Raw genomic sequence first — 14,042 nt, forward strand, 5'->3', positions numbered from 1 at the left:
GAGAATTTCCGCAGAAGCCCGACCCACCTGTTCCAGTTTCAATAATTCGGACTTATGTTCCTTCCGGTGGGGCATCCGGGTGGGGACGCGGACGGGACGGGCAGGGCGGGGGCTGACGCATGGCGGCGCGGGGCGGACGGGACGGTCGGGGCGGCCGCCGGAAGGGGCTGAAGGTGGCCGGCCTGGCCCTGGCCGGTTCCCTGCTGCTCGGCGCCGGTGCGGCGGGCTGGGCCTACTGGCACCTGAACGGCAACATCAGAAGCGTCGACATCAACGGCGCGCTCGGAGACGACCGCCCCGCGCGACCGGCCACCGTTCCCTCCGCCTCGCCCTCCGCCTCCCCGGTGCCCACCGGCGCCCTGAACATCCTCGTCCTCGGCTCCGACTCGCGCAGCGGCGAGGAGAACCAGGAGCTGGGCGGCGGCGACAGCGGGGGAGCCCGCTCGGACACGGCCATGGTCGTCCACCTCGACGCGGGCCGCACCGCCGCCACCGTCGTCAGCATCCCGCGCGACACCCTCGTCGAGCGGCCCTCCTGCCCGCTGCCGTCCGGCGGTACGACGAGGGCGGCGAGCGGCGCGATGTTCAACACCGCCTACGAAGTGGGCGGGCCGGTCTGCGCCGTGAAGACCGTCGAGTCGCTCACCGGCGTGCGCATGGACCACTACGTCGAGGTCGACTTCTCCGGCTTCGCCGACCTGGTGGACGCGCTCGGCGGGGTCACCGTCACCACGGACGTGGACATCGACGACGACAAGAGCCACCTGCACCTGGACGCCGGCACCCACCACCTCGACGGCACCGACGCCCTCGGCCTGGCCCGCACCCGGTACGGGCTGGCCGGCGGCAGCGACCTCGCCCGGATAGAGCTCCAGCACAAGCTCGTCAAGGCGCTGCTCGAACAGATCTCCGCCACCGACCTGCTCACCGACCCCGCCCGCCTCTACCAGGTCGCCGACGCCCTCACCGGCAGCCTCACCACCGACACCGGCCTGGACTCGCTGGGCGAGCTGACGAACCTGGGCCGCAGCCTCGGGGACCTCGCCGCGGACGACGTACGCACGCTGACGATGCCGGTGCTGCCCGCACCATCGGACCCCAACCGGGTCGTGGCCGACCAGCCGGACGCCGCCGACCTGTGGGAATCGCTGCGCTGAGAGAGGGCCCGGAAATTTTCCCGGCGTGTGTCGATCCGCGGCCGGTCCGTTCGACGCAAGGGTGAGAGTCCGGGGGAAGCCCGGCAGCCGAACCACCCGAGGAGCCACCATGCCCCGCTACCTGTCCCTCATCCGCATCGAGGAGTCCGACGCCCTCTCCGGCGGCCCCAGCCCCGAGCTGATCCAGCGGATGGAGAAGCTGATGGAGGAGATGACCAAGGCCGGTGTCCTGCTGGACACGGCCGGCCTGACCCCGACCGCCCAGGGCACCCGCGTCCACTACGAGGGCGGACAGCTCTCCGTCACCGACGGGCCCTTCACCGAGACCAAGGAGGTCATCGGTGGCTACTCCCTCCTCCAGGCCAAGGACCTGGCCGAGGCGGTCGAGTGGACCAAGCGGTTCCTGAAGGTGCACGAGGAGTACTGGACGGTGACCTGCGAGGTGCGCGAACTGATGGAGGGCTGAGCTCACGGAGGACGGTCCGGTCCCGTTTTGCCCCGGCCGTCCGAGGGTGTTGCATGGTGGGCTGTGCAGCCGCAGCCCACCGCAGCCTTCGAAACCGTCTTCCGGCTCGAGTCGCCCCGCGTGATCGCCGGGGTCGCCCGGATCGTCCGGGACGTCGGCATCGCCGAGGAACTCACCCAGGACGCCCTGGTCGCCGCCCTGGAGCAGTGGCCGAGGGACGGCGTGCCCGACAACCCGGGCGCCTGGCTCATGACCACCGCCCGCCGCCGCGCCGTCGACCTGATCCGGCGCCGGGAGACCTACGCCCGCAAGCTCGCGGAGATCGGCCGGGACCTGCCCGCCTCGGCGCCCCCGCCCGAGGAGCCCGCCGACCCCGAGGACATCGACGACGACCTGCTGCGGCTGGTCTTCACCGCCTGCCACCCGGTGCTGTCCGCCGAGGCCCGCATCGCCCTCACCCTCCGCCTGCTCGGCGGCCTGACCACGCCCGAGATCGCCCGCGCACACCTCGTGCCCGAACCCACGGTCGCGCAGCGCATCGTCCGCGCCAAACGCACCCTGGCCAGGAAGAACGTCGCCTTCGAGGTGCCGTACGGACCGGACCGCGCGGCCCGCCTCGGCTCGGTCCTGGAGGTCCTCTACCTGATCTTCAACGAGGGTTACGCGGCCACCGCGGGCGACGACTGGCTCCGCCCCGCCCTGTGCGAGGACGCCCTGCGCCTGGCCCGCGTCCTGTCCGCCCTGATGCCGAAGGAGCCCGAGGTCCACGGCCTGGCCGCGCTGCTGGAGTTCCAGTCCTCCCGCACCGCCGCCCGCACCGCCCCCGACGGCGAGCCGGTGCTGCTGAAGGACCAGAACCGCCGCCGCTGGAACCGCCTGCTCATCGCCCGCGGCATCACCGCCCTCGGCCACGCCCACGCCACCACCGGCGCCGCAGGGCCGGGCCCGTACGCCCTCCAGGCCGCGATCGCCGCCTGCCACACGACGGCCCTCACCTACGAGGAGACCGACTGGCCGCGCATCGCCACGCTCTACGGCCTGCTCGCGGCCCGTGCCCCGTCCCCGGTCGTCGAACTCAACCGCGCCGTCGCCGTCTCGATGGCCGAGGGCCCGGCCCCCGCCCTGGCCCTCGTCGACGCCCTCGCCGCGGAACCGGCCCTGCGCGACTACCACCTGCTCCCCAGCGTCCGGGGCGACCTCCTGCTCCGCCTGGACCGCACGGCGGAGGCCCGCGAGGAGTTCGAACGGGCCGCCTCCCTGACCCGCAACGCCCGCGAACGCGCCCTCCTGCGGCGCCGGGCGCGGGAGACGGACACCCCCTAGCCCGCTACCGGACGGGGTGCCCGATCAGCATCGTCGGCGCCCCCGCGACGCGCGTCAGGAACACGGTCGCGGCGTTCGGTCCCTGCGGCTTGACCTTCTTCCGCAGCTCCTCCGGCTCGACCGCGGAGCCCCGCTTCTTCACGGTCAGCGTGCCGACCCCGCGCTCCCGCAGCAGCGCCTTCAGCTTCTTGACGTTGAACGGGAGCTGGTCGGTGATCTCGTAGGCGGTGGCGTACGGCGTGCGGTGCGCTTCGTCGGCGGTGACGTAGGCGATGGTCGGGTCGATCAGCCCGCCGTCCAGGTCGTCGGCCACCTCGGCGACCAGGTGGGCGCGGATGACGGCGCCGTCCGGCTCGTACAGATACCTCCCGACCGGCCGCGCCCCGGGGTCCGGGAGCATGGTCTCGGGTGTCACGTAGATCCCCGCCATGGCGGGCAGCAGCATCGCCCGCCGCGCCCCCGGCGTCACGTCCGGGCCGAACCACAGCACGGCCTCCTTGACGTCCCCGCCGTCCGAGACCCACTCGGCCGTCGCCTGCGGGGGGATCGCCTCGTGCGGAATGCCGGGCGCGATCTTCAGCAGGCCGAGCGGCGCCCCGAGCGCGGCGGACACGGCCCAGGACAGGGGCGGGGAGTACGCCTCCGGGTCGAAGATCCGGCCGCGTCTGGACGAACGCCGGGCGGGGTCGACGAACACGGCGTCGTACCCGGCGGTGTCCACTTCCGTCACGTCGGCCTCGCGCACCTCGATCAGGTCGGCGAGACCGAGCGCGTCGGCGTTGGCGCGGGCCGCCGCGGCGGTGACCGGGTCGTGGTCGACGGCGAGGACCCGGATCCCGGCACGGGCGAACGCGATCGCGTCGCCGCCGATCCCGCAGCACAGGTCGGCGACGGACCGCACCCCGACCGCCCGGAGGCACTCCGCCCGGTACGCCGCCACGCTCGCCCGCGTCGACTGCTCGACCCCGTTGGGCGTGAAGAACATCCGCCCGGCGTCCTCGGCCCCGAACTTCGCCACCGCCCGCTGCCGCAGCCGGGCCTGCCCGAGCGCCGCGGACACCAGCTCGGCGGGATGCGTGCGCCGCAGCCGGGTCGCGACCGCCAACTCCCGCGCGGGGTCGGTGTCGCGCACCTCGTCGAGGAGCGCGCGGCCTTCGGGGGTCAGGAGGAAGTCGAGGTCGTTCACCGGGTCATTGTGGGCCAGTCGGTGGATGGTGTGCCTCCGGCGCGGTGTCGGGCCGGGTTCGGCGGCCGGGGACTGCGAGGATCCGGCACCATGCGAGAAGTCGTACAAAATGATAAGAGTCGGGCATCGCGTCGCGTGTCCCGGACACCTCGTGCCACCGCCGTCCTCGCCGTCGCCGTAGCCGCCCTCGCCGCCGGTTGTGCCCAGGGTGACCACCAGGAGGTGCGCGGCGCCGCCGGCCAGCAGGCCCCGAAGGCGCCCCCCGCCCGCGCGGTCGACGGCGCGGCCGAGGCGCGCGAGGCGAAGGCCGCCCTGGCCGCCGCCGCCAAGCGCTGGGACCTCAAGAAGGTCCCGCTGACGGCCCCCGCGGCCCCCGAGAAGAAGCCGGAGATCGAGGCCCGCGAGGGCTTCGAGGTCGACGGCCAGGAGGAGGACGGCCTCCCGCCGGTCTTCACCACGGTCCCCACCAAGGAGAAGATCGTCTTCCTCACCATCGACGACGGCGCCGAGAAGGACCCGGCGTTCCTGAAGATGATGAGCGAGCTGAAGATCCCGTACACCGTCTTCCTCACCGACGAGGAGATCAAGGACGACTACGGCTACTTCAAGAAGATGCAGGCCCGCGGCATCACCCTCAACAACCACACCCTGAGCCACCCCTACCTCCCCGGGCTCTCCTACGCGGACCAGAAGCGGGAGATCTGCGGCATGCAGGACGTGATGGAGAAGCACTACGGCAAGCGCCCCACCCTCTTCCGCCCGCCGTACGGCAACTACAACCGCGACACCCTGCGCGCCGCCAAGTCCTGCGGAATCAAGTACGCCCCGATCTGGAGCGAGGAGGTGTACGTCGACCACTGGGAGTACCGCGAGTGGGACCAGGACCTGCACCCCGGCGACATCGTCCTCACCCACTTCCGGGGCGAGAACGACTGGGACGGCACCATGACCGACATGGTCCGCCGCTTCCTGGACCGGATCACCGCCGACGGATACGCGGTGGCCCGCCTGGAGGACTACCTGTGAGGCGAGGGCGGTCCCGCCCGCCCGGCGCCGCCCCGGCCGCCCTCCTGCTCCCGCTGCTCCTGCTGCTCCCGCTCACCGGCTGCGACCGGATCGCCGCCGCCCCCGCCGAACACGCGGCGGCGGCCGGGGACCCCGCCCAGGACGCCGACCGGGGCCGTCGCCTGCCGCCCGTCGTGGACCACGTCCGCACCGACGACCCGGTCGTCTTCCTCACCTACGACGACAGCGCCGAACGCGACCCCGCCTTCGCCGGCCTGATCCGCGAACGGCGCCTCCCGGTCACCCTGTTCCTCACCGACACCGTCGCCGGACCGGCGTACGGCGACCTCGCCCGGCTGCGCCCGTTCGGCGCGAGCCTGCAGAACCACACCCTCGACCACCGCTCCCTGCGCGGCCTGCCCTACGCCGGCCAGCGCGCCGAGATCTGCGGTCAGCAGACCAAGCTCAGGTCCCGCTTCGGCGTCCGCGCCCACCTCTTCCGCCCGCCGCACGGCACGTACGACACCACGACCCTGCGCGCCGCCGCCGACTGCGGCATCACGGCCCTGGTCCTGTGGCGCGCCATTCTCGACGCCGACGGCACCCTCACCTACACCCGCGGCGGCCACCGCCTCCACCCCGGCGACATCATCGCCGTCGACCCGGACCACCCGACGGCCACGAACCTGACGGCCCGCACGGAACGTCTGCTGGAGACGATCGAGGAGCAGGGGCTGAGGGTGGGCAACCTGGAGGACTACGTCTGACTTCTTGCCGCAGACCCGTGACCTCTCGACGCCGGTCGGCATCATCCAGCCCGTCCGGCGCTTGAGGACGAGGCCCGTTCAGGGCCGATGCGGCGGCCCGGGGGCGGCAGCCCCCAGCGACGCCCACACCCACGCAGGGTGCCTCCACGAACCGGCGTTCACCAGAAAACCCCGCCGACGCGCCGCCGGCATTGGCACTCCGCTTGACCGAGTGCTAATCGCAGTCATAGTCTCGGCCCTGGCACTCCCCACTGGAGAGTGCCAACTACGCGACGGGCAGGTCCGGCACCCGCGACGACGGATCCACCTGGTCGCCACCTCAGACAGTTAACCCCGTGAGATCTCCGAAGGGGGAGGTCGGATCGTGACGACCACCAGCTCCAAGGTTGCCATCAAGCCGCTCGAGGACCGCATTGTGGTCCAGCCGCTCGACGCCGAGCAGACCACGGCTTCGGGCCTGGTCATTCCGGACACCGCCAAGGAGAAGCCCCAGGAGGGCGTCGTCCTGGCCGTCGGCCCGGGCCGCTTCGAGGACGGCAACCGCCTTCCGCTCGACGTCAGCGTCGGCGACGTCGTGCTCTACAGCAAGTACGGCGGCACCGAGGTGAAGTACAACGGCGAGGAGTACCTCGTCCTCTCGGCCCGCGACGTGCTCGCGATCGTCGAGAAGTAGTTCACCCGAAGCACCTTGCTTTCCAGCTGCGCCCCTGGCTCCCGCGACCATAAAAAGCCGGGCGTCGGGGGCGCAGTTGCCGTATAACCCCAAGATTTCCGGAAGAGGGCTCACGCTCCCATGGCGAAGATCCTGAAGTTCGACGAGGACGCCCGTCGCGCCCTCGAGCGCGGCGTCAACAAGCTCGCCGACACCGTGAAGGTGACGATCGGCCCCAAGGGCCGCAACGTCGTCATCGACAAGAAGTTCGGCGCCCCCACCATCACCAACGACGGCGTCACCATCGCCCGCGAGGTCGAGGTCGAGGACCCGTACGAGAACCTCGGCGCCCAGCTGGTGAAGGAGGTGGCGACCAAGACCAACGACATCGCGGGTGACGGCACCACCACCGCCACCGTGCTCGCCCAGGCGCTCGTGCGCGAGGGCCTGAAGAACGTCGCCGCGGGTGCCTCCCCGGCGCTGCTGAAGAAGGGCATCGACGCGGCCGTCGCCGCCGTGTCGGAAGACCTTCTCGCCACCGCCCGCCCGATCGACGAGAAGTCCGACATCGCCGCCGTGGCCGCGCTGTCCGCGCAGGACCAGCAGGTCGGCGAGCTGATCGCCGAGGCGATGGACAAGGTCGGCAAGGACGGTGTCATCACCGTCGAGGAGTCCAACACCTTCGGTCTGGAGCTGGACTTCACCGAGGGCATGGCCTTCGACAAGGGCTACCTGTCGCCGTACTTCGTGACGGACCAGGAGCGCATGGAAGCGGTCCTCGAGGACCCGTACATCCTCATCAACCAGGGCAAGATCTCCTCCATCGCGGACATGCTGCCGCTGCTGGAGAAGGTCATCCAGGCCAACGCCTCCAAGCCGCTGCTGATCATCGCCGAGGACCTGGAGGGCGAGGCGCTCTCCACCCTCGTCGTCAACAAGATCCGCGGCACGTTCAACGCGGTGGCCGTCAAGGCCCCCGGCTTCGGCGACCGCCGCAAGGCGATGCTGCAGGACATGGCCGTCCTCACCGGCGCCACGGTCATCTCCGAGGAGGTCGGCCTCAAGCTCGACCAGGTCGGCCTCGAGGTGCTCGGCACCGCCCGCCGCATCACCGTCACCAAGGACGACACCACGATCGTCGACGGTGCCGGCAAGCGCGACGAGGTCCAGGGCCGCATCGCCCAGATCAAGGCCGAGATCGAGAACACGGACTCCGACTGGGACCGCGAGAAGCTCCAGGAGCGCCTCGCGAAGCTGGCCGGCGGCGTGTGCGTGATCAAGGTCGGCGCCGCCACCGAGGTGGAGCTGAAGGAGCGCAAGCACCGTCTGGAGGACGCCATCTCCGCGACCCGCGCCGCGGTCGAGGAGGGCATCGTCTCCGGTGGTGGCTCCGCGCTGGTCCACGCCGTCAAGGTGCTCGAGGGCAACCTCGGCAAGACCGGCGACGAGGCCACCGGTGTCGCGGTCGTCCGCCGCGCCGCCGTCGAGCCGCTGCGCTGGATCGCCGAGAACGCCGGCCTGGAGGGCTACGTCATCACCTCCAAGGTCGCCGAGCTCGACAAGGGCCAGGGCTTCAACGCCGCCACCGGCGAGTACGGCGACCTGGTCAAGGCCGGCGTCATCGACCCGGTGAAGGTCACCCGCTCCGCCCTGGAGAACGCCGCCTCCATCGCCTCCCTCCTGCTGACGACCGAGACCCTGGTCGTCGAGAAGAAGGAAGAGGAAGAGCCGGCCGCCGCGGGCCACGGCCACGGCCACGCCCACTGAGCGCTGCGCTGAGCTGAGCGAACGGTGCCTGGTCCCCTGCGGGGGGCTGGGCACCGTTCTTTTTGGTTGCCGGGTCCGGTGCCGGGTCCGGTGCCGGTGCGGCGTCTGCCCCGTTGGGTTCGTTGCCGGGTGCCGCGACGTCGTGGTTGCGCGCGCAGTTCCCCGCGCCCCTTGCGGGGCGATTGCCCTGACGAACCTCAGTGAGGAGCCGTCACAACAGGCCGCTCAGCGGCAGTGCGCGGTCGGCGAGACGGCCCCGTAGCCTCCCCCCGGCCGTGTCGGGTTCCTCCGCGAGCCAGCCGGCCGCGACCAGCAGCCCCGCGTGCTCGGCGACGTCCTCGGGGCGCAGGCCGCAGAACTGGGCGACCTCGTCCAGCGCCAGACCGGCGTCCTCGCCGACGTCTCCCAGGCACCCGTCGGGACGGCTGTGGGCCGCGGTGTACACCGCGAGGAGCCTGGTGGCAGCCCCCGCCTTCTTCTTCCGCAGCTTGCGGTCGCCCACCACCTTCTGCGCCCACCCCGACAGCCGCGCCCGGGTGACCTTGCCGAAGAGGAACGGGCGGGGCTGCGTGGGAATCAGCGTGGGCACCGTGATCGGGGTGGGTTCCTCGGGCCGGGACGTCAGCGCGTCGTCGGCGGTGACGTCCTCCGGCAGCAGCAGCCAGCCCACGTCGACGAGCTCCTGGAGCACCCGCTCGGCGTCGCCCTGCAACCAGCCGCCGAGGTCCTGCCCGGTGACGTTCCCGGTACCGGCGCGCGCGGCCCGCAGGGTGAGCATCAGCACCGCGAGCCGCGCCTCGGCCCCGGGGAGCGGGGAGCCGGTCCGGACGTGCTCCAGCACGTTGCGGGCATGGACGCCCTGGCCCCGGGTCAGCAACCGCTCGATCACCGGTCCCTCCCCGTCCACCGGGACGCCGCGGCGGTTGGCGTCCATCTCGCGGGTGGTCCGCGCGGCAGCCGCGGCCCGGTCCGCCTCCTCCCGCAGGGACGCGTCGTCGGTGACGTCCGCCCACAGGGCGAAGGCGCGGGCCTTGCGGTCGTGCAGTTCGGCGAGGACGGCGAGGTCCGGTTCCGGGCGCCGCTGGTAGGCGCGGAACGCGTCCCCGAGCTCGGTCAGCTCCACGCGGAGCACCTCGGGCTGAAGGTCGTCCGGCACGATCCGCTGCGCGACCTTCGCCCACCGACCCGCCTTCCGGGCCCGGGCGGGGACACCGCCGGGCTGGGGACGCGGGGCGGGCCGGGCATGCGGGACGGAGGCGGCCCCGGCACCGGCGCCACCATGGCGGGCCGGGGCGGGGGCCGGGGCCACCGAAGGCGCCCCACTGCCGGGAGCGTCGGAGAACATCACCGTCCCCTCCACGGCCATGGCCCCTGGGCCCCTTCTCACCCTGCCCGTACGCCCCTTGTCCGTGCCGTCGACGAACACTTCGCCCCGGTCACCAGCGCCCGCGTTCACGCGATGCCGCCCTCTCCTCGCCGAACCTGCGACCTCCCGCCCGCTGCGGGCGCAGCCACCCGACGCTACGTCGCACGGTCAGCCCGCCAGGAAGGGTCCGGGATGGACCACACGTTCGGGTGACGATTCAGCCGGTCGGCGACCCCTACTGCGGCCCGTACTTGCGCCCCGTCCGTGACGTGATCCCGCCCAGCAGCCCCCGCGGTACCAGCTTCGCCGCGCCCATCAGGGTCTTGTAGCGGGGGTCGGGGATCGACAGGGGCTTCCCGCGGGACAGGTCGGCGAGGGCCGCCGCGACGACGTTGTCCGCGTCGAGCCACATCCAGTTCGGGATGTTGTCCGTGCCCATGCCGGCCCGCTCGTGGAACTCCGTGCGCACGAAACCGGGGGCCAGGGCCATCAGGCGGACGCCGCTGCCGGCCAGGTCCTTGGCCACGCCCTGGGTGAACTGGACGACCCACGCCTTGGAGGCGCCGTAGGTGCCGCGCGGGACGAAGGCGGCGACCGAGGCCACGTTGACGACGCCGCCGCGGCCCCGCTCCCGCATCGCCTCCACCGCCGCGGCGGTCAGCCGGAGCACCGCCTCGCAGTGCACCTTGAGCATGGTCAGCTCGTCGGCCATGGGGACGTCGAGGAAACGGCCCTTGTTGCCGAAACCGGCGTTGTTGATCAGCAGGTCGACGGGGTTCCTGCGGTCGGACAGCCGGGCCGCCACCGCGTCGATGCCGGCGTCCGCCGACAGGTCCGCCGTCAGCACCTCCGCCTCGATGCCGTGCCGGTCGTGCAGCTCCGTGGCCTGCTCGCGCAGCCGCTCGGTGTCACGGGCCACCAGCACCAGGTCGTGTCCGTCGGCCGCCAGCCGCCGCGCGAACGCGGCGCCGAGGCCCGCCGTCGAGCCCGTAATCAATGCCGTTGTCATGGCGCAAGGTTAGGGCGCGGGGCGATGGCCGCGGACCGAGCCCGTCCGCTTCGCCGCGGCGCCGTACTGCGCCACGTACTTCCGCGCGGAGGCCAGCGCCTCCGGGTGCAGCGCGTCGCCCGCCGCGAGCAGCCGGGGAAGCAGGTCCCGCTGGGTCGTCACCGCGCGGAACTGCAGGGCCACCGTCACCTCGTGCGCGGGCCGGTGCACGATCCGCACCGGATCGCCCGCCCGGATCTCACCGGCCTCGAGGACGCGGAAGTAGGCGCCCGGCGCACCCTTCTCCGTGAAGCGCTTCACCCAGCGCTGTTCACCCATGTGGCCCTGGAAGGTGCGGCAGGGGATGCGCCCGGACGTCACCTCGAGGAGCACCTCGGGACCGACCCGCCAGCGCTCGCCGATGAGGGCCCCGGCGAGGTCCAGGCCCGTGGTGGTGAGGTTCTCCCCGAACGAGCCGTTCGGCAGCGCGCGGCCCAGGGCGCGCTCCCAGTCGTCCAGGTCCTCGCGCGCCATCGCGTAGACCGCCTGCTCGTCGCCGCCGTGGTGCCGCGTGTCGCAGACGGTGTCGCCGGCCAGGCCGCTCGCCCCGAAGCCCGCCGACCCGGGCACCGCCACCCGCACGGGCCCGTCGGCCGGCCGCTTGTCGATGCCGGTGACGCCCTCGGGCTGGTCCGTGTACGGCACCGCCTTCGCGCGTCCCAGGTTGACGGACAGGAGCCTCATGGCGGAAGGGTGCATGCCGGAACGGTAGGTCATGCGCGATCAAAGCGGCTACGCATTATTCGGCGTCCGGTCAAAGGGTCGCTTATCCTCGGGGGTGTGATCGAGGCTCGTCATCTCCGCGTGCTGCGCGCCGTGGCATCCACCGGTTCCTTCTCCGCCGCGGGGCGCGAGCTGGGCTGCACCCAGCCCGCCGTCAGCCAGCAGATGAAGGCCCTGGAGTCCTCCGTCGGCACCCCCCTGCTCGTGCGCACCGGGCGCGAGATGCGGCTGACCCAGGCCGGAGAGGCGCTGGTGCGGCACGCCGCCGGGATCATCGCCGGGCTCACGGCGGCCGAGGAGGAGGTCGCCGCGATCGCCGGGCTGCGCGCCGGGCGGGTCCGGCTGGTCTCCTTCCCCAGCGGCAGCTCCACCCTCGTACCGACCGCCCTGGCCGCGCTGCGCGCCGCGCACCCCGGCACCCGGGTCTCCCTGGAGGAGTCCGAGCCGCCGAAGTCCGTCGAGCTGCTGCGCGAGGGCGACTGCGACGTGGCGCTCGCCTTCCGCTACGAGGGCGCGGCCGGTGCCGAGGAGTGGGACGACCTCGTCGTACGGCCGCTGCTGACCGACCGGCTGGTGGCGCTGGTCCCCGAGGGGCACCGGCTCGCCCGTGCGGAAGGGGTCGGGTCCGTGGCGATCGGGGAGCTGGCCCGGGAGTCCTGGATCGCGGGCTGCCCGCGCTGTCGCGGCCAGTTGGTCGAGGTGTGCGAGGGGGCCGGTTTCACTCCGCGCATCGACTTCGCGACCGACGACTACCCGGCGGTGGTCGGCCTGGTCGGCGCGGGCCTCGGCGTGGCCGTGCTGCCCCAGCTCGCCGTCGAGTCCGTACGGCCCAGGGGGGTGCGGACGGTCACGCTGGAGCCGGCCGTGCGGCGGGAGATCGTCGCCCTCACGCTGCCCGACCTGGCGCAGGTGCCGGCGGTGACGGCCACCCTGGACGAGCTGGCCCGGGCGGGGGCGCGCCAGTCGGCGGCGCGCTGACCGCGTCGGGGGAGTCCTGCTGGGGTCCTTGAGAGCTTGTCGTCGCGCCCTTTCAGAGAAACGTTCCTTCAGTGAGGGGCGGCCGCCTCCCCGCCGGCCGACGCCGATGCCGTCGCCGCCACCAGGCGGTTGCGGGCCCGTCCCATGAGTTCTTCGCGCTCGTCCTCGGTCAGCCCGCCCCACACGCCGTACGGCTCACGCACCGCCAGCGCGTGCGCCGCGCACTCGGCGCGGACCGGGCACCTCATGCACACCTCCTTGGCCGAGTTCTCGCGAGCACTCCGTGCCGCACCGCGTTCGCCTTCCGGATGGAAGAAGAGCGAGCTGTCCACCCCGCGGCACGCAGCCAGGAGCTGCCAGTCCCACAGGTCCGCGTTCGGTCCGGGAAGGCGGGAGAAATCTGCCATTGCGTGACCCCTTGTAGCCGTTATGGGTGGATACGGTGTCCACGACCGTACAACTACGATCTAAGGAGATGAAAATATGACTCATTGCGAATCTAGCCGCAGACACCAGCGAAGTGGAAGAAAAGCGGCTGAATGGGGCACCGCTTGTGATGAAACGGCGCGGGTCCCGGCCGCATGTCTGCTGCGTGGCTGGCCCCTCACGTAGAGTGCCGAAGACGACACACAGCCCCGTAACTCTTTCGAGTGACCATCGTTGAGAGTGCGGAGGCGGTTGAAGGAACAAGTGCTCGGGCGGGCGTCCGGGACGGTCGACCGCACAGGTGACGATTTCGTACCAGCCTGGAGGCTCAACGTGACGCGCATCAGCTGCGGAGGACGGCCATGACTTCCGTCCTCGTCTGCGACGACTCCCCGCTTGCCCGAGAGGCGCTCCGCCGCGCGGTCGCGACCGTGCCCGGCGTCGAGCGCGTGACGACGGCCGCCAACGGCGAGGAAGTCCTCCGCCGCTGGGGAGCCGACCGCTCGGACCTGATTCTGATGGACGTGCGCATGCCCGGTTTGGGCGGCGTCGAGACCGTACGGCGGCTGCTGTCCGCCGACCCCGGCGCGCGCATCATCATGCTCACCGTCGCCGAGGACCTGGACGGCGTGGCCCTCGCGGTCGCCGCCGGTGCACGTGGCTATCTGCACAAGGACGCCTCGCGCGCCGAGCTGCGCGCCACCGTGACCCAGGCCCTGGCCGACCCGACCTGGCGGCTCGCCCCGCGCCGGCTGCGCTCGGCCGAGATGGGCGCCGCGCCCACGCTCACCGCGCGGGAGATCCAGGTCCTGGAGGGCATGAGCCACGGCCGCTCCAACGCGGAGATCGGCCGCGAGCTGTTCCTCTCCGAGGACACCGTCAAGACCCACGCCCGTCGGCTCTTCAAGAAGCTCGGCGCCTCGGACCGGGCACACGCCGTGGCGCTCGGCTTCCGGTGGGGCCTGGTCCGCTAGGTCCTGGGGAGCCCCCGTGCGAGGGAGTCCGAGAGGGCCCGTCGGGAAGTCGGCGATCCCCGCTTATCGCGAGGTGAGCGGGGGTGACAAGGCGACCCGCCGGGTGCCCGCTCCTCGTTTCGCCGCGGATGACGCATCCTTGAGGTGTGGAGTTCCTCGGGGACGAGTCGGTCAAGCGGAAGGGGAGGGCGCAGGGGATGAGTT

14 protein-coding genes are annotated in these 14,042 nt (G+C 72.3%); 9 read left to right on the top strand and 5 right to left on the bottom strand.

Annotated features, from left to right (window positions below):
- Window positions 1-119 precede the first annotated feature (119 nt).
- From ACZ7MF_RS02960 to ACZ7MF_RS02970, 3 genes are all read left to right on the top strand, one after another.
- Entirely contained in the window at window positions 120-1,157 is a 1,038-nt protein-coding gene (locus ACZ7MF_RS02960; RefSeq protein WP_471474128.1) for an LCP family protein, read from the top strand.
- 109 nt (window positions 1,158-1,266) lie between these two features.
- Window positions 1,267-1,623, top strand: a complete 357-nt coding sequence (locus ACZ7MF_RS02965; RefSeq protein ID WP_356855139.1) for a YciI family protein — start codon at window positions 1,267-1,269, stop codon at window positions 1,621-1,623.
- Between the two features lie 63 nt (window positions 1,624-1,686).
- A complete protein-coding gene (locus ACZ7MF_RS02970) occupies window positions 1,687-2,946 on the top strand; it encodes an RNA polymerase sigma factor (protein WP_471474129.1) in 1,260 nt (419 codons plus the stop codon).
- 4 nt (window positions 2,947-2,950) lie between these two features.
- On the opposite strand, the gene ACZ7MF_RS02975 is transcribed toward ACZ7MF_RS02970, so the two are convergent.
- The gene (locus tag ACZ7MF_RS02975) at window positions 2,951-4,132 is read right to left on the bottom strand and encodes a class I SAM-dependent methyltransferase (RefSeq protein ID WP_471474131.1); all 1,182 of its coding nucleotides are present in this window, start codon (window positions 4,130-4,132) and stop codon (window positions 2,951-2,953) included.
- Between the two features lie 90 nt (window positions 4,133-4,222).
- Between ACZ7MF_RS02975 and ACZ7MF_RS02980 the strand changes: the two genes are divergently transcribed.
- The 4 genes from ACZ7MF_RS02980 (at window position 4,223) to groL (ending at window position 8,323) form a co-directional block, all read left to right on the top strand.
- Entirely contained in the window at window positions 4,223-5,158 is a 936-nt protein-coding gene (locus tag ACZ7MF_RS02980; RefSeq protein ID WP_471474132.1) for a polysaccharide deacetylase family protein, read from the top strand.
- Window positions 5,155-5,904, top strand: coding sequence for a polysaccharide deacetylase family protein (locus ACZ7MF_RS02985; RefSeq protein WP_471474133.1), 750 nt, complete (start codon window positions 5,155-5,157; stop codon window positions 5,902-5,904). Before ACZ7MF_RS02980 ends, ACZ7MF_RS02985 begins: the two co-directional genes overlap by 4 nt.
- 364 nt (window positions 5,905-6,268) lie before the next feature.
- A complete protein-coding gene (gene groES / locus ACZ7MF_RS02990) occupies window positions 6,269-6,577 on the top strand; it encodes a co-chaperone GroES (RefSeq protein WP_003974211.1) in 309 nt (102 codons plus the stop codon).
- 120 nt (window positions 6,578-6,697) lie between these two features.
- The gene (gene groL / locus ACZ7MF_RS02995; RefSeq protein WP_356855127.1) at window positions 6,698-8,323 is read left to right on the top strand and encodes a chaperonin GroEL; all 1,626 of its coding nucleotides are present in this window, start codon (window positions 6,698-6,700) and stop codon (window positions 8,321-8,323) included.
- Between the two features lie 211 nt (window positions 8,324-8,534).
- On the opposite strand, the gene ACZ7MF_RS03000 is transcribed toward groL, so the two are convergent.
- The 3 genes from ACZ7MF_RS03000 to ACZ7MF_RS03010 all read right to left on the bottom strand — a co-directional run bounded on the left by ACZ7MF_RS03000 (window position 8,535) and on the right by ACZ7MF_RS03010 (window position 11,421).
- Window positions 8,535-9,689, bottom strand: coding sequence for a hypothetical protein (locus tag ACZ7MF_RS03000; protein ID WP_471474135.1), 1,155 nt, complete (start codon window positions 9,687-9,689; stop codon window positions 8,535-8,537).
- Between the two features lie 235 nt (window positions 9,690-9,924).
- On the bottom strand, window positions 9,925-10,698 hold the full coding sequence (locus tag ACZ7MF_RS03005; protein ID WP_471474136.1) for an SDR family NAD(P)-dependent oxidoreductase: 774 nt from the start codon (window positions 10,696-10,698) through the stop codon (window positions 9,925-9,927).
- A 9-nt stretch (window positions 10,699-10,707) separates the two neighbouring features.
- On the bottom strand, window positions 10,708-11,421 hold the full coding sequence (locus ACZ7MF_RS03010; protein ID WP_471474137.1) for an MOSC domain-containing protein: 714 nt from the start codon (window positions 11,419-11,421) through the stop codon (window positions 10,708-10,710).
- A gap of 96 nt (window positions 11,422-11,517) precedes the next feature.
- Here ACZ7MF_RS03010 and ACZ7MF_RS03015 point away from each other — a divergent pair, with 96 nt between their 5' ends.
- Window positions 11,518-12,438 (top strand): LysR family transcriptional regulator, encoded by a 921-nt coding sequence (locus ACZ7MF_RS03015; protein WP_471474139.1) that lies wholly within the window; start codon window positions 11,518-11,520, stop codon window positions 12,436-12,438.
- A 68-nt stretch (window positions 12,439-12,506) separates the two neighbouring features.
- Here the strand turns inward: ACZ7MF_RS03015 and ACZ7MF_RS03020 are convergent, their stop codons facing one another.
- The gene (locus ACZ7MF_RS03020) at window positions 12,507-12,845 is read right to left on the bottom strand and encodes a WhiB family transcriptional regulator (RefSeq protein ID WP_029394253.1); all 339 of its coding nucleotides are present in this window, start codon (window positions 12,843-12,845) and stop codon (window positions 12,507-12,509) included.
- A 381-nt stretch (window positions 12,846-13,226) separates the two neighbouring features.
- On the opposite strand from ACZ7MF_RS03020, the gene ACZ7MF_RS03025 reads away from it, so the two are divergent.
- Window positions 13,227-13,838 carry a response regulator transcription factor gene (locus tag ACZ7MF_RS03025; protein ID WP_003948568.1) on the top strand — a complete coding sequence of 204 codons (612 nt, stop codon included), beginning with the start codon at window positions 13,227-13,229 and terminating at the stop codon, window positions 13,836-13,838.
- Window positions 13,839-14,042: the final 204 nt, after the last annotated feature.

The organism is Streptomyces sp. NPDC111628, from assembly GCF_055635195.1.